The sequence below is a fragment of the Terribacillus halophilus genome (assembly GCF_900101385.1).
Lineage (GTDB): Bacteria > Bacillota > Bacilli > Bacillales > Amphibacillaceae > Terribacillus > Terribacillus halophilus.
The window spans coordinates 178799-194904 of sequence record NZ_FMZB01000006.1 but is presented as its reverse complement, the minus strand read 5'-3'; the positions used below and the strand labels follow the sequence as shown (position 1 = coordinate 194904).

Here is a 16106-nt window from a genome sequence, read left to right as displayed (position 1 = left end):
TTCCTCTCTACGGTTATTTTCCCACAAAATCGCAAAAAGAAAAGACTTTCCTGTCAATTGTCCATTCCACATATTTTACATAATTGCTCCGAAAAGATGCCAAAACCAGACAGTAGAATGTGTAGTATAGAACGACGCATACACAACACGAAAGAGGTGTCTTACATGAATAGAGAAAATGACAATCAATTCAATGAGCAGCCAGAAGGACAGCAGCATGACTCATCATTAGAGCAAGAGCGGTCTTTTATGGACAATGAACACGAAGGCTCTGATCATACTGAAGGAACGACCAAATACAGACAAGCAATACAAGTGGATGAACCAATCAAAGAACCGCAGCAGCCAAAACAAAAAGGAAAAGTATGGACGAGCTTCATCAGCGGAATTGCAGGCGGCATCCTGGTACTTGCAATTGTTGCCATTCTTGTTTTTACAAATGTGATATCATTCAGCTCCAATGCAGCCAGTCCCGCAACCATGGGGACAGATAATACATCAACAACACAATCAAGCAATAAGACATTAGCAACGCAAACAAGTACCGAGAACCTGACCACTGCGATTCAGGATGCATCGGCAGCAGTAGTAGGTGTTGAAAACCTGCAGCAGACTGATCTGTTCTCTGAATCCGAAGAAGCTGGTTCCGGCTCAGGTGTCATCTATAAGAAAGAAAACGGCAAGGCATACGTCGTTACAAACAACCACGTAGTCGATGGAGCCTCCAGCTTGGAAGTCACACTAGCCAATGGTGGAAAAGAAAAAGCTACATTGCTTGGAACAGATCAAATAAGCGACTTAGCTGTACTTGAAATCGATGGAACCAATGTAGATACTGTGGCTACATTCGGTACTTCAGATGACTTGACGGTCGGTCAGCAGGCAATTGCCATCGGCAACCCATTAGGAGCCGAGTTCGCAGGTTCCGTTACACAAGGCATCATCAGCGGGTTGGATCGCTCCGTAGCAGTGGATTCCAATAATGATGGCACAGAAGATTGGGTAACAGAAGTATTACAGACAGATGCAGCAATCAACCCTGGTAATAGCGGTGGCGCGCTCATTAATGCAAACGGAGAAGTGATCGGTATCAACTCTATGAAGATTGCCCAAGAAGAAGTGGAAGGAATCGGTTTCGCCATTCCGATCGATGCAGCCAAACCAATCATCAATCAATTGGAGACTTCCGGAAAAGTAGAACGTCCTTACATCGGCATTGGGGCAGTCAGCCTCGATCAAGTACCGCATGTTAATGCGCAGCAAACATTGAACCTGCCGGAAGACGTGACACAAGGTGTCGTGCTGGCTCAAGTGGTGGAGAATTCTCCAGCAGCAGAAGCTGGCCTGCAGCAATACGATGTCGTTACGAAGATTGATGACCAAGATATCACGAGCATGGTCGACTTGCGCTCGTACCTTTATTCCGATAAGGATATCGGTGATGAGGTAACCGTAACGTATTATCGCGATGGAAAGAAAGAAACAACCAAACTAACATTAGCCAAAGAACAAACAACGCAATCCGAACAATCTACCCAACAGCAACAACAACAATAAGCCCAGCTTATTGATCAGATAGATGAAGGCCGCAGCATAAACAAAACTAAACATGATATCCCCAAATGTCATCTTCGCGGCCGAATACGCTCCCCCCAGAGCTTTCCATAAAAAAGGCGATCACCTGAATAATGTAGGTGATCGCCTTTTTTGTAACATCAGATCATTGGTCGAAAAGGGTATTGGCTTATATCATACGAAATCACAAAGACACGTATCAACTGCTCATTCACACTCACCGCTGGCAGCTTCACAAAATCAACTCCTGCAGCTGATAAGAAAAAAGATTGTTAAAACCAGCTGAACAGGCACATGCCATGCTTGCAGATAATACAGTATAAACAGATTACATAAAGGAGCATGATGCATGTATAACGTATTGATCGGCACCACCGTCAAACAGGATCCCGACATATTAACCGTCTACTTGAATTCCCTCAAAAGCTTGCAAACAAAGGACTTATCTATCTCCTACTGTTTTGTGGACGATAATGACGACCCAGAATCCAGTTCTTTACTTCATGATTTTGCCGCAGAAAACGACGCCGTCATTCTGCCATCCAAAACAGCCGATACTTACCATAAAGATGAGCACACACATTACTGGACGGAAGCTCTGATATGGAAAGTTGCTGCATTGAAAAATAAGCTCATTGCTTATGCAATCGAGCAGAAAATGGACTATATCTTTTTCGTCGATTCCGATATCATCCTGCACCCTGCTACCTTGGAACAATTGCTTGCGAACCAAAAAGATATCATCTCCTGCATTTTTTGGACAGCGTGGCAGCCTGGCACGCAAGCCCTGCCCCAAGTCTGGCTGAAAGATGAATATGATCAATTTCTAATTCACCGGGGCGAATCGTTATCCGAAGAAGAAACGATAGATCGGCATCAAAAATTCCTTGAACAAATGCAACAGCCTGGATTATACGAAGTTGGCGGTCTTGGTGCCTGCACACTGATCAGCAGGGAAGCGTTGGAGAAGGGTGTCCACTTCGGGGAAATTCCGAATCTTTCGTTTTGGGGGGAAGATCGCCACTTCTGCATCCGTGCAGCCGCACTCGACATCCCCTTATATGTGGATACACATTACCCAGCGTTCCATCTTTACCGAAAGACCGATCTAGCGAAGCTCCCCGCCTTCCGATGGGAGAATGAATGGCCCGGTTATAATGTTCGGGTTACAAAGACTAGCAGCAACACGCTCACTTTATCCATGATTGTCAAAAATGAATCTGATCGTTTTTTGGAGCGTTCCCTGCGTTCTTCCCTTCCCGCAGTCGATCAAGCCGTCATCATCGATGATCACAGCACAGATGATACGAAAACCATTTGCAGACAGCTTTGCGAGGAATATGATGTTCCATTGAAACTGATCGAAAATCCTGCATCCACTTTCAGCAATGAAGTGGCGCTTCGGAAACAGCAGTGGGAGGAAACGATTGCTGCCAAGCCTGATTGGATTCTTAATCTCGATGCTGATGAAGTACTGGACAGCACCTTTCTCACAGAAAAAGACCAGCTGCTGAACCAAGCTGGCCTTGATCTATATTCGTTTCGTCTATATGATTTCTGGGATGAAGAGCATTATCGGGAAGATCAGTATTGGCAGGCACATTTATTCTATCGTCCTTTTTTGCTGCGCTATCAGCCTGCATTTCCTTACAAGTGGCTGGATACCCCAGTACACTGCGGCCGCTTCCCCGAGAATATCTTCCAGCTGCCGAACGGCCTAAGCGCTACCCGCATCAAGCATTTTGGCTGGGCCAAAACGGAAGATCGCATTCGGAAATATGAACGTTATCGCCAGCAGGACCCCAAAGCTCTCTATGGTCAGAAAGAGCAATATGAGAGCATTCTTGACCCTTACCCGAACTTGATCAAGTGGACGGAGGTTTCTTCTTCCGAAAAATAGCGCGATAGCAGTACAGTCGCCCCCATCGGTCATCGAATAAAGCACCTGCAGGCATTTCCGAATCGACTGGACCGGCATATTCAAACCCGGCAAGTTCAGCCAATGTTTCGAGGATGCCGATCTCGACGGTTGGATAATCGAATGTCATAATAACGTGCCCCTCCGGCTTCAAGGTGCGGCCGAATTGTTCCCAAGCGCGCTTTTGTACACTTACATCCAGATGTTCCATCACCGAGATACAGAAAATCTTATCAAAAAAAGCATCTTCATACGGTAATGACGTCAAGTCTGCTTCGGCACGATGAATTTTTTGAAGAATACCTTCAGGCAAACGCGCTGCTTCCTGCGGTCCAAATTCCCTGGTAACATCATCCAAAATCGCTTGATCATCGGTAATCCTGCTATCTATATCACATGCATAGACTGTTTTAGCTGAGGCTGCCAAATGAAACTTGAACGGATGACTGATTCCGGAAGCCGCATCCAATACGATATCTTCTGCTTCCACAAAAGAAGCTGCCCATCCATATTCATAGCTGCGGCTCCACCAAGCATCCGGTAATTTCAGCACAAAGTCCCGCGCTGCCCGATCCTCGTGCTTGAAAAATCTCGAAGTCCATGCCTCTGTCAACATGCTTCAACCCCTTTTTTAGAATACATGACGTGTAGTACCAACGTATTCCGCAGGATAAGCATGTATGCTTGCTTTCTCTTTACATGAAAGAACCGGGCATGCCAGCCCGGCCCCTTCATTCATCATAAAGAATCGATTTGACGTCTGCATCCTCCAGATAATCCTCATATTTTTCATGATCTTCATTCACACCATCATAATGCCCATCCATATCAGCCAGCAGGAAATTCTCGATATCCTGTGCCCCGCCTGTTTCTTCATCTGAATTCACAGCCATGTAATCATAATCCTTTTCTGCGTTCACAAAATCGGAAGGTGTTTCTGACGAACCGTACGCTTGCAGATCCTGCAAGGTATCCTCTCCATCGTAAAAGTTGTGCTCTGTATCTTCCTCATCGTCTTTTCCTTCAAGATCTTCGAGCCGAGGATGGATGACAGCTTCCTCTGCCGGTCTATCATGCAGGGTCATCTGCTGTGGCTTATATTCCACAAGTGTTTCTGCTGTCGGCATCGCCAGCAGCCGTTCTTTTGGGATCGGCTTTCCTGAGATCTTACAAATTCCGTAGGTTCCATCCTCTATCCGGGCAAGTGCGGCCTTGATATCCTGCATCTCTTGCTCCAAATGATCATTCAATGCAATATCTTTCTCCCGCTCATATAATTCTGTTGCTGTATCACCAGGGTGGTTATCGTAGTTACTTAACTCGCCCATCGCATCCTTCGTATAGGACATCTCGGCGCCAAAATGGTCCTTCAGTGCCTGTTTCAATTCCTGCATACGATTTTCAAGCATTTCCTTACAGGCGTTCAATGTCTGTTGTGTGACCATGCACTTTCCTCCTGTTCATTTCCTGCTGCAACTTAGTATGCGACAAAAAACCTATCTCTATTAAGACGGTACTTATTGTATAATCAGGAAAATGGAGGAGAGGTCTATGCAAACACGTAAATTGTATCTGCTCGGCGGCAATACATCACAGGAAGAAGCCAATGTCCACTTTGCCAGGGCAGCGGGCGGTCAAAAAGCACATCTTGCCCTATTGATCGTCTATCGGGAAGGCTGGGAAGAATTCCTGCCGCGTTATACCAGTCACTGGATCACCCAAGGAGTCAACGAGAAAAGCATTTCCGTCATCGTGCCTGATGAGACAGGGAATTTAGATACAGAAAAGGCAGCTGATATAATACAAAATGCCACTGGTATATTCATCGGAGGCGGTCATTCAGAAACATACCATGCACTGTATACCCAGCAGCCATTCAAGCAGCTGCTAAAAGAGAAATACCGTGCCGGCATCCCGTTGGCAGGAAATAGCGCCGGGGCCTTGATCATGCCCGAAACCGTTTTGCTATCCCCGCATGACACGGATCATCAGCTAGCTTGGAGCGGGCCGGGTATTGGTCTTCTCCAGAACCAGCTGATCAGTGTCCACTTCTCCCAATGGCAGGATGAGCCGAACCTTATTGCGGGTTTGATTCGGCACGACATCCCTATCGGGTACGGCATAGATGAGGACGCCTGTTTATATCTTGAAAACGAGCAGCCCACTGCTTCTTTCGGTAACGAACAAGTGAAACGCATAGAAAAAGGGACCCATTCATAGGGTCCCTTCTGTATTAGTTGGATGTAGAACGCAAATAGTAAGATGTCTTAATTCCGGAGTCCCAAACGGCCATATGCAAATCAAGCAATTCTTTTGCTTTGATGGAGTTCGGTACATACATGTTGAATGAAATCGCTTGGTCGATGTGCTTTTGGCGTGCTGCGTTTTGTTTCACGCTCCACTGCTGATCGATCTCATAAGCGGATTTATAGAAACGATCTGTGTCCTCATTCAAATCAGGTGCAGTGACAGGAATTTTGTAGTCCTTCTTCTCTTCCGAATAGAATTTGCTGAAGATCGGATCTGTAGTCGCTGTGCTTCCTGCGATCAGTGCAGTGGAAGAGTTCGGTGCTACCGCCATTAAGTAAGCGTTGCGCATACCGTTTTCCTTCACTTGCTCCTGCAGACCTTTCCAGTCAAGCGCTGAATCGCCAGTGGTATAGCCTTTATTGTCGAAGTAACTGCCATCTGCCCATTCAGAACCTTCGAAAATAGGATATGCACCTTTTTCTTTTGCGATTTCCATGCTGGATCGGATAGTCAGATATGCGATTTTCTCGTACAGTTCATCTGCATATGCAACAGCTTCATCACTTTCCCAATCGATTTGTTTCAAAGCAAGCAGATGATGCCAGCCAAATGTGCCGAGTCCGATGGCACGGTATTTCTGGTTCGTGATCTGTGCTTGCAGGACAGGGATCGTATTCAAATCGATAACATTATCCAGCATACGCACCTGGATCGGGATCAAACGTTCCAGGACGTCTTCTGTAACTGCTTTCGCCAAAGAGATGGAAGAAAGGTTACATACGACGAAATCTCCCGGCTCTTTCGTAATGATGATTTTGCCGTCTTTTGTCGTCTGTTCCGTCATGAGTGTCGGGCTTTGGTTTTGCATGATTTCCGTACAAAGGTTGCTGGAGTAAATCATACCTGCATGTTTGTTCGCATTTTGACGGTTGACTTCGTCGCGATAGAACATGAATGGACCGCCTGTTTCCAGCTGGCTGCGCAGGATACGCTTCATAACATTGATTGCTGGAACCTCTTCTTTATGCAAGTCGGGATTCTCCACACATGCCCAGTATTTCTCACGGAAGGATCCTTCGCCTCTTGTTTCATCATAGAAATCTTCCAGGGAGAAGCCCATCACGCGGCGGACTTCATGCGGATCGAACAGGTACCAATTGCCTCGTGCTTGTACTTGTTCCATGAAGATATCAGGCAGGCAGACGCCTGTGAATAAATCATGTGTACGCTGACGTTCGTCACCATTATTCAGTTTTGCATCAAGGAACGGGAAGATATCCTTATGCCAAATATCAAGATATGTGGCAATCGCACCTTTACGCTGTCCAAGCTGATCGACACTGACCGCAGTGTTATTCAGCTGTTTCATCCATGGAAGCACTCCAGAAGAAGCACCTTCAAAGCCTTTGATGGCACTGCCTCGGCTGCGGATTTTACCTAGATAGACACCGATGCCGCCGCCGTTTTTGGACAGGTTGGCAATATCCGTGTTGCTGTCGAAGATGCCTTGCAGGCTGTCATCGACTGTGTCGATGAAGCAGCTGGAAAGCTGACCGTAACTCTTACCTGAATTGGACAATGTTGGTGTAGCAACTGTCATGTAAAGATTGCTCAATGCCCAGTAAGCTTCTGTAACAAGCTCTTTACGAGATGCTTCAGGCTCCTTGCTCATGATCGTCATGGCAATGATCATGAACCTTTCCTGCGGCAGCTCGTATGTACCGCCTTTATGATCCGTAGCTAAATAACGATCCGCCAACGTACGCAACCCGATATATGTGAACAAACCATCTTTTTTATAATCAATCAAGCTGTTGTAATAATTGATTTCCTCTTCACTGTATGTGTCGAGAAGGAATTTGTTGTAGATACCGATTTCAGTCAATTGCTGAATCAAGCTGTAAAAGGATCCGTACTTGTCCTCGAAATGATAACCCCTGTTCTGTGAAGCTTGGAAATAAAGCAGTTCCAGATATAAGCTGGCTGCGATATATGTCCACTGCGGCTCTTCTTCATCCAGCTGCGCCAAGCCTTCCAAAATCAGCTGGTTCAGCCATTCCTTATCCGATGACCACGCCTTTTGTTCCATCAGGCGTTCGCCATATTGCACTAAGTGCTTCGCATCTGCTGCTGCAAAGGGTGATTCGAGCACGGATGCTATATGCTCTTTCCAATTGTCTGTCTGCGTCGTATCTAACATGTTGAAACTTCCTCCTCCAAAATACAGGTGTGATTGTAAGTACTTTTCTTTCCCCTAAACGCACAAAGTGAGCAACTACCAGGAAGGTGTCTCTTCTGTCCGTCCTACTAGATACAGTAGTAACTTAGATCAGAATCGACAAATAAAAAGTGTCACAGAACACTGTCTATCAGGCTGATAAAGCGATTTCTTCATCTACCTGTCGATACCCGGCTTGCTCGCCTTCGAAACTATATATAGTATTGATTCATGTCTGAACTAACAAGATGTTGTATAAAAACTTTACCATACATCCCCGGCTCTTTCAATCTCTACTTTGATCACAAGCTTCATTTCACAATCTATCTTAGAACGGAAACTGCCATCTTTCGAGGTTTTTTCCTAGCGAAAAAATGTTTGTGATTTTGAGTCAAAATATCACCCCACTCGACATTCCTGCATCTTAGCGGTACGATGAAAACAGATTCAAAGGAGGGATAATATGGGAACCATTAAAAAGGTCGGTTTCATCGGCACGGGGGTCATGGGCAAGAGCATGAGCCGCAACTTGATGCAGGCTGGTTTTGAATTGGCTGTCTACACGAGGACGAAAGCGAAAGCGGAAGAATTGATCGATGCTGGGGCAGTTTGGCACGATACACCAGCAAGCCTTGCAGCCAGTGTGGATGCCGTCATCACGATGGTCGGCTATCCAAGTGATGTGCAAGAAGTTTACTTTGGCGAAAGCGGTATTCTACAGCACGCGAAGTCCGGTACATACGCAATCGATATGACAACTTCCAGACCGGCCCTTGCAGAAGAAATTCATACTGCTGCAAAAGCTAAGGGAATATTCGCCTTGGATGCTCCTGTCTCAGGCGGAGATGTCGGCGCCAAGAACGGCAAACTCGCCATCATGGTCGGCGGTGAAGAAGAGGCATTCCAAGCTGTACTGCCGATTTTCGAGGCAATGGGGGAGAATATCATCCTTCAAGGTCCTGCCGGTTTCGGACAGCATACGAAGCTGATCAACCAAGTGACGATTGCAAGCAATATGGTCGGGGTTTGTGAAGCGATTTCCTATGCGGAATATGCCGGCATGGATCCTTCGAAGGTGCTTCAGTCTATTACGACAGGCGCTGCCGGCAGTTTCAGCTTGAGCAATCTTGCCCCTCGAATGATCAAAGGAGATTATGATCCCGGCTTTTATGTAAAGCACTTTATCAAGGACATGTTGCTTGCCCTGGAAGCCGCCAAAGAAATGGGCTTGATGACTCCCGGATTGGAATTAAGCCTTTCGTTATATGAACGCCTGGCCGAAAACGGCGACGGAGACCTCGGCACACAAGCTCTGATCAAACTATTTACGAAAAAAGCATGAGCAAAGAGGCCAGGAAACTGGCCTCTTTATATAAGTATATATAATAAGAGCGGCAAGGTGATAAGACTGAGAAGCGTGCTGATCAAGGTTGCACTTGATACATAAGCTGGTTTGGCACCGAATTCAAGTGCATAAAGCGTCGTGTTTGCAGCCGTCGGCATGGCAGCTACCAAGATCATGATCTGTTTCACCATATCGTCGACCGGGAGGAATAAGGTGAAAAGGTACGCGATTGCCGGTGAAACAAGCAGCTTCAGTACGAGCGCATAAGTAAGACGCTCGTATTCAAAGGATTTCAATGAAATATTAGCCAGCTGCATACCAAGCACGATCATGACGGTAGGAATCGCTGCATCAGCTACGAGATGAACGGCTTCGGTAACCGGTCCGCTAAGCGGTATGGATAAAGTCTGGAACAAGATACCAAGCAAAGCTCCATAAATGATCGGAATCTTCAAGACTGACAAGAACGTACCACGGACCGATAACGCAGCACCGCCTCCTTTAGCTGCGATGAAGACGCCGATTGTAACCATGACAAGCTGCTGCAAGACAAGCAGGATGACCGCATAATCAAAACCCGCTGCACCGAAAACGAACAATACGAGCGGCGTTCCGTAGTTTCCATTGTTCATGAAGGAAGCACCAAGCATCAAACTGTATGTATCCTGGCGATCATACCCTCGCAGCAAACTGATGATATAACAAATCAAAACGAGTGCCAGACATATCCCCACTACGAAAATGGCCAGATAAATATAATCCACACTCAGACGATTCTCAAAGAATGTTTGGAAAGCCAATACCGGCGACAGCAGATAAACCGACATCTTCGAGATGCTTCTGATGTCGAACTTCAGCAGTTTCTGCCCGATGAAGCCAAGAAGAAAAATGCCGAATATCGGCAATAATGTCAATATGTAAGCCAAAGACTATCATCCTATCACATTATGATTTTATGATTTCAAAAACTCTATCCGTGCTTCACCGATGCGAGCAATCCGCGCAAGGGACACTACCTCCATCCCCAATTCCTCCAGACGTTTCCGTCCATTTTGGAAGCTCTTCTCAATTACAATTCCAATACCCGCAACTTCAGCACCGGCTTGTTTCAAAATACTGATCAATCCAGCTGCCGCTTCCCCATTGGCAAGGAAATCATCGACGATCAGCACATGATCTTCTGATGATAATCTATCTTTTGAAATCGTCACATCCGAGTAGACTTGTTTGGTGAACGAATAAACAGATTCACAGTATACGTCACCCTTCATTGTCAGCGATTTCTGCTTTTTTGCATAAACAACCGGAACGTTGAAAGCCAACCCCGCCATTAGAGCAGGAGCAATACCGCCCGCTTCGATTGTTACAATCTTCGTCACTCGTTTATGCCTGAATTGCTGCTGGAATTCCTTCCCTATTTCATAAAGGAGGGAGGTATCCAACTCATGATTCAAAAAGCTATCCACTTTAACGATTGTGTCTCCAATGATGGTTCCTCTTTCTTGAATTGCTTTTTCGAGCAGTTCCATCTATCGGCTCCCCTTCCTTTTATGTGCAGCAGAAGCGACTACGAAAGCCAAATCATCATTGCCGAAAAATTGCAGTACTTCCAATACCATCTCATCCGAAATATCGGACGCTTCTTCCTTAGGAAGGACATCTTCCAAAGCTTCCGACAAAGCCTCGTTTTTCCCCTGGTTCGGATAGGCTTGTTCGTACAAGGAAACAGCATCCAAGTCATGATTCGTACACCACTGGACGAATATCCGGATCATCATCCGTTCGTCTTCCTGATACTTTTCGATGATTTTTCTAGACAGCTCTTCTTGACTCATCAGCGCTCACCTCTCCTAAAAACGATAAAAGACGCATCCTGGAAAATCCAGAATGCGCCTCTGTCGTCGTATGATATATTACAGACGAGTTACGTTAGCAGCTTGTGGGCCGCGGTTGCCTTCAACGATTTCGAATTCAACTTCTTGACCTTCGTCAAGAGTTTTGAAGCCGTCAGCTTGGATAGCAGAGAAGTGTACGAATACGTCGTCGCCGTCTTCTCTTTCGATGAAACCAAAACCTTTGTCTGCGTTAAACCATTTTACTTTTCCAGTCATTTAAATGACCTCCTTACAATAGAAGTACAAAAGTACAGGTATTGAATCGTTATACCTTTACACCACTTATTGTGAAAGAGATCGTAAAGATTATTCAACCGTTTCCTTTTGCTCTTTAAGAGTACCTTTTTTTCAATAAGAATGCAAGCCAATTCTAACTTTTTCTCCAAATTAAGTTAAGAATGAGACCTACGCCCTATAAAACCGCTTACATTACTGACATTATTGGCAGAATCCGCTTACAAGGAGATGTAATAAGACCTGTGACTATTGTCATTTATTTCAAGTAATATTCCGACAAACATGTCATTTGTCTTCCAGTTTCCCCGTTGGTTTTCTTTTCTATACCCGCTTTGAAGAAGAAATATTCCTGTTGACAGTCCTTACCCCCTTTTTTTATAGTGACTATAGATTTTGTGAAAGAATAAGCGTAACGAAAGGGGTGGCAGCATGATTAAGACGTATCTCTATGATCATCATACAGACACGATGCATACGAATATTTCTTTGCAAGACAGCAATCGACATTTGGAGGATCCGGATAATCTGCTATGGATCGATGCCTATGACGTGCAATCCCATGAATTGCATGAACTAGCTGGGATATTCGATTTCCATCCGCTTGCGATCGAGGATTGCCTGCATGACAGCCCGCGCGCAAAGGTCGATGATTATGATGCATACAAATTCTTCGTCTTCCACGCCCTGCGTTACAACGAATAAAGTGATAATGAAATTACGACACTAGAGCTGAATGTTTTTTTGGGACCGAATTATGTCGTTACCATCCATAGGCATAAGCTTCGCTGGCTCGGCCAGATGGATGCCATTTGCTCTCGTTCTTCCCGCTTCATGAGCCAAGGAGCCGACTTTTTGCTATATGCACTGGCAGATGGCATCACGGATGAATACTTCCCGGTTCTGGATCGAATCGGCATCCGGATTGAGGAACTTGAAGATGAGATGTACAGCGAAGGCGTCAAAGAGGTAACCGAGGAATTCCTCGCCTTGAAACGGACGATCATACTGATCAGGCGAGTGATCCTGCCTCAGCGGCGCATCTTCCTGAATGTGAACGGCAAATGGAAATTCGATATCCAGGAAGAAAACGTACCTTTTTACACCGACTTGATCGATCACTTGGAACGTATCGTCGACTCTACCGAAACATTCCGTGACTTGGTGAATAGTGCATTGGATACGTATTATTCCATCATCAGTGCCAAGTCTGCGGAAAAACTGAACGTCCTGACGATTATTTCCACAATCATGCTCCCGCTCACATTCGTGACCGGATTTTTCGGGATGAACCTGCCGATACCATTCCAAGACAGCCCCTGGACAACATTAGGCATCAGTGTCCTTCTTGTATTGGTCACTTTTGGCATGTGGTATTACTTCAAAAATAAGTTGTTTTAAATTCCATTTGTACTGGACTTCCATTCATGTTAAAATATTTGATTGCAAGAGTATGAATAACGACATGACGCCTAATTTTGTATCTTGCAAATATAAATGACAGGTGGAAAAAAATAATGAGTGATTATCGAGTATTGTTGTATTACAACTATGTAGATATTGAAGATCCGGAAGCTTTTGCCAAAGAACATCTGAAGCAATGTAAGGAACTTGGACTTAAGGGCCGTATCCTCGTTGCGAAGGAAGGCATCAACGGTACTTGCTCCGGAACAGTGGAACAGACACAAGCTTATATGGATATGATGCATGCAAAACCAGGATTTGAGGACATGGTCTTCAAAATCGACGAAGCAGATGGACATGCTTTCAAGAAAATGCATGTACGCCACCGTCCTGAATTGGTGACGCTGCGTCTTGAAGATGATATAGATCCCCGCGAGATGACAGGAAACTACCTCTCTCCGCATGAATTTTATGAAGCAATGCAAGATGAGAACACGATTGTTCTCGATGCACGGAATGATTATGAATATGATCTTGGTCACTTCCGCGGCGCTATCCGCCCTGATATCGAAACATTCCGTGACCTGCCGGATTGGGTCCGTGAAAACAAAGATATTTTGGAAGGCAAACGCGTATTGACTTACTGCACAGGCGGTATCCGCTGTGAGAAATTCTCCGGCTGGCTCGTGCGCGAAGGTTTTGAAGATGTCGGTCAATTGCATGGCGGTATCGCCACTTACGGAAAAGATCCGGAAGTACAAGGTAAACTTTGGGACGGTAGAATGTATGTCTTTGATTCCCGCATTTCCGTACCGATCAACCAAACAGAACATGTCATCGTTGCGAAAGATTACTTCGATGGACAGCCTTGTGAACGTTATGTAAATTGTGCAGATCCTTCCTGCAACCGCCAGATCATCTGTTCTGAAGAGAATGAGCACAAATATCTTCGCGGCTGCTCCGACAGCTGCCGCCGTTCCCCGCGTAACATGTACGTGGCAGAACACGGCTTGACTGAAGAAGAAGTGGAAGAACGTCTTGCAAAACTTGAAAACGAAACAGTAGCAAACTAAAAAAGAACCCTGCGGGGTTCTTTTTTTATTGCCATTCCAAGAATTCCAATCGGTTTCCAAAAGGGTCATATACATAAATCCGGTTAGCCCCAGGCAGATCTGTATCATCCATGAAAGAAATATTGTGTTCACCCAAATGGCGCCTAAGCGACGCGAGTCCTTCCACCTCAAAAGCTGGATGGGCTTTTCGTGCCGGGGAAAACGGTTCTTCCACCCCCATGTGCACAGTAATAGCATTGCAGCTGAACCACACACCCCCTCTTGCTCGCAAATTGGCTGGTTTTTCGATCTCCTCAAAACCAAGAACATCCCCAAAGAACTCCCTTGCTTGCCCTTCGCTGCCGCGTGGACAGGCAAGCTGCACATGATCAAGCTGTTTCAGGAAAAACTCCATCGGATAACCCCCCTTTTTTTCTATATTCTACCATTAAAAGTTCGGATTGTTATCGCTACTTTACGGTTTATGCTACATTGAATTTGCAGAGGAGGAAAACGATATGACAGTATACGACTATTCAGCCGTTACTTTAGAGGGTAAAGAAGTCAGTCTCAAGGATTACGCAGGCAAAGTGCTCGTCATTGTGAATACAGCCAGTAAATGTGGTTTTGCTCCACAATTGGAACAGCTTCAGGAATTATATAAGGAATACCAAGAGAAAGGCCTGGTCATCCTTGGTTTTCCGAGCAATCAATTCATGAATCAGGAACCAGGCAGCAGTAAAGAAATAGCAGCTGTTTGTCAGCGCAATTACGGTGTCAGCTTCCCGATGTTCGAGAAAGTGAAAGTAAATGGACCTGACGCCCACCCGCTTTATAAACATCTAACCAGTCAAGCCAGCGGACTATTCACCAAAAGCATCAAATGGAATTTCACCAAGTTCCTCGTCGATGCCAAGGGCAATGTTGTCGAGCGCTTTGCTCCCAAAACTAGCCCATTGGACATGAAGCCGGCAATTGAAAAACAGCTCAAATAAGCAGATAATGTCCAAGTGACACATCTGCTTATTTCCTATTTTACAAAAAAAGCCCCGCACCCAGTTTGATGCAGGATTCATTCTTCCGGATCCGAATTGGATGCCTGTTTTGTCCGATGCTTATGCCGATCATCCTGCAGCTCCCGCTCCACTTCATCCACGGGTATATCATCCACCTGCATATCTTGTTTATTCTCCAGTTGTTTTTCCCGATTCTCACTTTCGACCTTGGAAAATCCGTGCTTATCCTTGTCGCCTTTGGCACCGTTTTTTTGCACCATCTCTTTTCCCCTCCTTTGTAAGCCCTTTCCCTTTCTTCCATGGGTAAAAACATTCCTGCTGCTTTGTAACAGAACCAAGCAAAGGGTATACTAATAGGAGATAGCGTTTTTACTGCCCGACAACAGGGTATAGATTGTCAAATGAGGTGAAGCACAATGAAACCAACCGCGCTAATTACAGGAGCCTCCAGCGGGATCGGCTACCATATAGCCAAATGGTTTGCCAAAGCAGGCTATGATCTCATCATCGTAGCGCGTTCCAAGGACAAACTCCTATCGCTGCAAACAGAACTGCAAGATTCGAATGTGACTGTCATTCCTCATGATTTGTCCGTGCCTAACAGCGCCTATGAACTATATCAAAAGATTCGTGATGAAGGTAAAACCGTCGAGGTGCTTGTGAACAATGCCGGCTTCGGACTTAGCGGCAAGTTCGAGGATACAAGCTTTGAGACACAGCAAAAGCTGCTGCATCTGAACATGGTTTCATTGGCAAACCTGACTCGTCTGTTCATCGATGATATCATTCACTCCCCTTACCGGAATGTTCCAAATGGGATTTTGAATATTTCCAGCATGGCCGCCTTCCTTCCCGGTCCATATATGGCGGCATATCATGCATCCAAAGCATTCGTCCAGCGCTATTCGGAAGCACTTGCAGAGGAGTTGACTGGGGACGGCGTAACGGTGACGACACTTTGCCCAGGTCCCACGCAGACCGAATTCTTCAAACGGGCAGGCAACGACAAAATCATGTCTTCGTTCCGTGACGCTCCGGAAGATGTGGCCAGACAAGGTTTCCTAGGATTCATAAAGGGAAAACGGGTTGTATTCCCGTCAGCGAACATCCATGCAGCCGTGCTGTTCATGAAGCTCATGCCGAGCAGCCTGCTGAGTAAAATGACCAAGAAGATGTATACAAGGTAAGCGAAAAGACAC

General features: G+C 45.7%; 16 protein-coding genes and 1 pseudogene. 8 read left to right on the top strand and 9 right to left on the bottom strand.

The window, feature by feature from the left end; all coding sequences use genetic code 11:
* Positions 1 to 165: 165 nt before the first annotated feature.
* Positions 166 to 1557 carry a S1C family serine protease gene (locus BLQ53_RS12090; RefSeq protein ID WP_244499339.1) on the top strand — a complete coding sequence of 464 codons (1392 nt, stop codon included), beginning with the start codon at positions 166 to 168 and terminating at the stop codon, positions 1555 to 1557.
* 367 nt (positions 1558 to 1924) lie between these two features.
* On the top strand, positions 1925 to 3475 hold the full coding sequence (locus tag BLQ53_RS12085) for a glycosyltransferase (protein WP_093727572.1): 1551 nt from the start codon (positions 1925 to 1927) through the stop codon (positions 3473 to 3475).
* Here the strand turns inward: BLQ53_RS12085 and BLQ53_RS12080 are convergent.
* Together BLQ53_RS12080 and BLQ53_RS12075 are read right to left on the bottom strand one after the other, a co-directional pair.
* Positions 3441 to 4109, bottom strand: coding sequence for a class I SAM-dependent methyltransferase (locus BLQ53_RS12080; protein ID WP_093727571.1), 669 nt, complete (start codon positions 4107 to 4109; stop codon positions 3441 to 3443). The genes BLQ53_RS12085 and BLQ53_RS12080 overlap by 35 nt on opposite strands.
* A 115-nt stretch (positions 4110 to 4224) precedes the next feature.
* Entirely contained in the window at positions 4225 to 4938 is a 714-nt protein-coding gene (locus tag BLQ53_RS12075; protein WP_093727570.1) for a TraR/DksA C4-type zinc finger protein, read from the bottom strand.
* A gap of 106 nt (positions 4939 to 5044) precedes the next feature.
* Between BLQ53_RS12075 and BLQ53_RS12070 the strand changes: the two genes are divergently transcribed.
* Positions 5045 to 5713, top strand: a complete 669-nt coding sequence (locus tag BLQ53_RS12070; protein ID WP_170829683.1) for a Type 1 glutamine amidotransferase-like domain-containing protein — start codon at positions 5045 to 5047, stop codon at positions 5711 to 5713.
* A 13-nt stretch (positions 5714 to 5726) separates the two neighbouring features.
* On the opposite strand, the gene BLQ53_RS12065 is transcribed toward BLQ53_RS12070, so the two are convergent.
* On the bottom strand, positions 5727 to 7943 hold the full coding sequence (locus tag BLQ53_RS12065; RefSeq protein WP_093727568.1) for a ribonucleoside-diphosphate reductase subunit alpha: 2217 nt from the start codon (positions 7941 to 7943) through the stop codon (positions 5727 to 5729).
* Positions 7944 to 8424: 481 nt separating this feature from the next.
* Between BLQ53_RS12065 and BLQ53_RS12060 the strand changes: the two genes are divergently transcribed.
* Positions 8425 to 9303, top strand: coding sequence for an NAD(P)-dependent oxidoreductase (locus tag BLQ53_RS12060; protein WP_093727567.1), 879 nt, complete (start codon positions 8425 to 8427; stop codon positions 9301 to 9303).
* A gap of 26 nt (positions 9304 to 9329) precedes the next feature.
* Here BLQ53_RS12060 and BLQ53_RS12055 read toward each other — a convergent pair whose 3' ends face one another.
* From BLQ53_RS12055 to BLQ53_RS12040, 4 genes are all read right to left on the bottom strand, one after another.
* Positions 9330 to 10232 (bottom strand): AEC family transporter, encoded by a 903-nt coding sequence (locus tag BLQ53_RS12055; protein WP_093727566.1) that lies wholly within the window; start codon positions 10230 to 10232, stop codon positions 9330 to 9332.
* A gap of 27 nt (positions 10233 to 10259) precedes the next feature.
* Complete coding sequence (locus BLQ53_RS12050) at positions 10260 to 10835, bottom strand: xanthine phosphoribosyltransferase (RefSeq protein WP_093727565.1); 576 nt, start codon at positions 10833 to 10835, stop codon at positions 10260 to 10262.
* The gene (locus tag BLQ53_RS12045) at positions 10836 to 11141 is read right to left on the bottom strand and encodes a hypothetical protein (RefSeq protein WP_093727564.1); all 306 of its coding nucleotides are present in this window, start codon (positions 11139 to 11141) and stop codon (positions 10836 to 10838) included.
* A 78-nt stretch (positions 11142 to 11219) separates the two neighbouring features.
* A complete protein-coding gene (locus BLQ53_RS12040; protein ID WP_077305238.1) occupies positions 11220 to 11417 on the bottom strand; it encodes a cold shock domain-containing protein in 198 nt (65 codons plus the stop codon).
* Between the two features lie 450 nt (positions 11418 to 11867).
* Between BLQ53_RS12040 and corA the strand changes: the two are divergent.
* A pseudogene (gene corA, locus BLQ53_RS12035) lies at positions 11868 to 12836 on the top strand (magnesium/cobalt transporter CorA).
* A 116-nt stretch (positions 12837 to 12952) separates the two neighbouring features.
* Positions 12953 to 13912: an oxygen-dependent tRNA uridine(34) hydroxylase TrhO gene (gene trhO, locus BLQ53_RS12030; protein ID WP_170829682.1), complete on the top strand. Its 960-nt coding sequence runs from the start codon at positions 12953 to 12955 to the stop codon at positions 13910 to 13912.
* Between the two features lie 25 nt (positions 13913 to 13937).
* On the opposite strand, the gene BLQ53_RS12025 is transcribed toward trhO, so the two are convergent.
* Positions 13938 to 14306: a VOC family protein gene (locus BLQ53_RS12025; RefSeq protein WP_093727563.1), complete on the bottom strand. Its 369-nt coding sequence runs from the start codon at positions 14304 to 14306 to the stop codon at positions 13938 to 13940.
* 103 nt (positions 14307 to 14409) lie between these two features.
* Between BLQ53_RS12025 and BLQ53_RS12020 the strand changes: the two genes are divergently transcribed.
* Positions 14410 to 14886 (top strand): glutathione peroxidase, encoded by a 477-nt coding sequence (locus BLQ53_RS12020; protein WP_093727562.1) that lies wholly within the window; start codon positions 14410 to 14412, stop codon positions 14884 to 14886.
* Positions 14887 to 14963: 77 nt separating this feature from the next.
* On the opposite strand, the gene BLQ53_RS12015 is transcribed toward BLQ53_RS12020, so the two are convergent.
* Positions 14964 to 15167 carry a hypothetical protein gene (locus BLQ53_RS12015; RefSeq protein ID WP_093727561.1) on the bottom strand — a complete coding sequence of 68 codons (204 nt, stop codon included), beginning with the start codon at positions 15165 to 15167 and terminating at the stop codon, positions 14964 to 14966.
* Between the two features lie 156 nt (positions 15168 to 15323).
* On the opposite strand from BLQ53_RS12015, the gene BLQ53_RS12010 reads away from it, so the two are divergent.
* Complete coding sequence (locus tag BLQ53_RS12010; protein WP_093727560.1) at positions 15324 to 16094, top strand: SDR family NAD(P)-dependent oxidoreductase; 771 nt, start codon at positions 15324 to 15326, stop codon at positions 16092 to 16094.
* The last annotated feature ends 12 nt before the right edge of the window (positions 16095 to 16106 follow it).

What these genes read in the sequence shown, in the direction of transcription:
- BLQ53_RS12090 (WP_244499339.1), top strand. Translation starts at nt 166, where the DNA reads ATGAATAGAGAAAATGACAATCAATTCAATGAGCAGCCAGAAGGACAG.
- BLQ53_RS12085 (WP_093727572.1), top strand. Translation starts at nt 1,925, where the DNA reads ATGTATAACGTATTGATCGGCACCACCGTCAAACAGGATCCCGACATA.
- BLQ53_RS12080 (WP_093727571.1), bottom strand. Translation starts at nt 4,109, where the DNA reads ATGTTGACAGAGGCATGGACTTCGAGATTTTTCAAGCACGAGGATCGG.
- BLQ53_RS12075 (WP_093727570.1), bottom strand. Translation starts at nt 4,938, where the DNA reads ATGGTCACACAACAGACATTGAACGCCTGTAAGGAAATGCTTGAAAAT.
- BLQ53_RS12070 (WP_170829683.1), top strand. Translation starts at nt 5,045, where the DNA reads ATGCAAACACGTAAATTGTATCTGCTCGGCGGCAATACATCACAGGAA.
- BLQ53_RS12065 (WP_093727568.1), bottom strand. Translation starts at nt 7,943, where the DNA reads ATGTTAGATACGACGCAGACAGACAATTGGAAAGAGCATATAGCATCC.
- BLQ53_RS12060 (WP_093727567.1), top strand. Translation starts at nt 8,425, where the DNA reads ATGGGAACCATTAAAAAGGTCGGTTTCATCGGCACGGGGGTCATGGGC.
- BLQ53_RS12050 (WP_093727565.1), bottom strand. Translation starts at nt 10,835, where the DNA reads ATGGAACTGCTCGAAAAAGCAATTCAAGAAAGAGGAACCATCATTGGA.
- BLQ53_RS12045 (WP_093727564.1), bottom strand. Translation starts at nt 11,141, where the DNA reads ATGAGTCAAGAAGAGCTGTCTAGAAAAATCATCGAAAAGTATCAGGAA.
- BLQ53_RS12040 (WP_077305238.1), bottom strand. Translation starts at nt 11,417, where the DNA reads ATGACTGGAAAAGTAAAATGGTTTAACGCAGACAAAGGTTTTGGTTTC.
- trhO (WP_170829682.1), top strand. Translation starts at nt 12,953, where the DNA reads ATGAGTGATTATCGAGTATTGTTGTATTACAACTATGTAGATATTGAA.
- BLQ53_RS12025 (WP_093727563.1), bottom strand. Translation starts at nt 14,306, where the DNA reads ATGGAGTTTTTCCTGAAACAGCTTGATCATGTGCAGCTTGCCTGTCCA.
- BLQ53_RS12020 (WP_093727562.1), top strand. Translation starts at nt 14,410, where the DNA reads ATGACAGTATACGACTATTCAGCCGTTACTTTAGAGGGTAAAGAAGTC.
- BLQ53_RS12015 (WP_093727561.1), bottom strand. Translation starts at nt 15,167, where the DNA reads ATGGTGCAAAAAAACGGTGCCAAAGGCGACAAGGATAAGCACGGATTT.
- BLQ53_RS12010 (WP_093727560.1), top strand. Translation starts at nt 15,324, where the DNA reads ATGAAACCAACCGCGCTAATTACAGGAGCCTCCAGCGGGATCGGCTAC.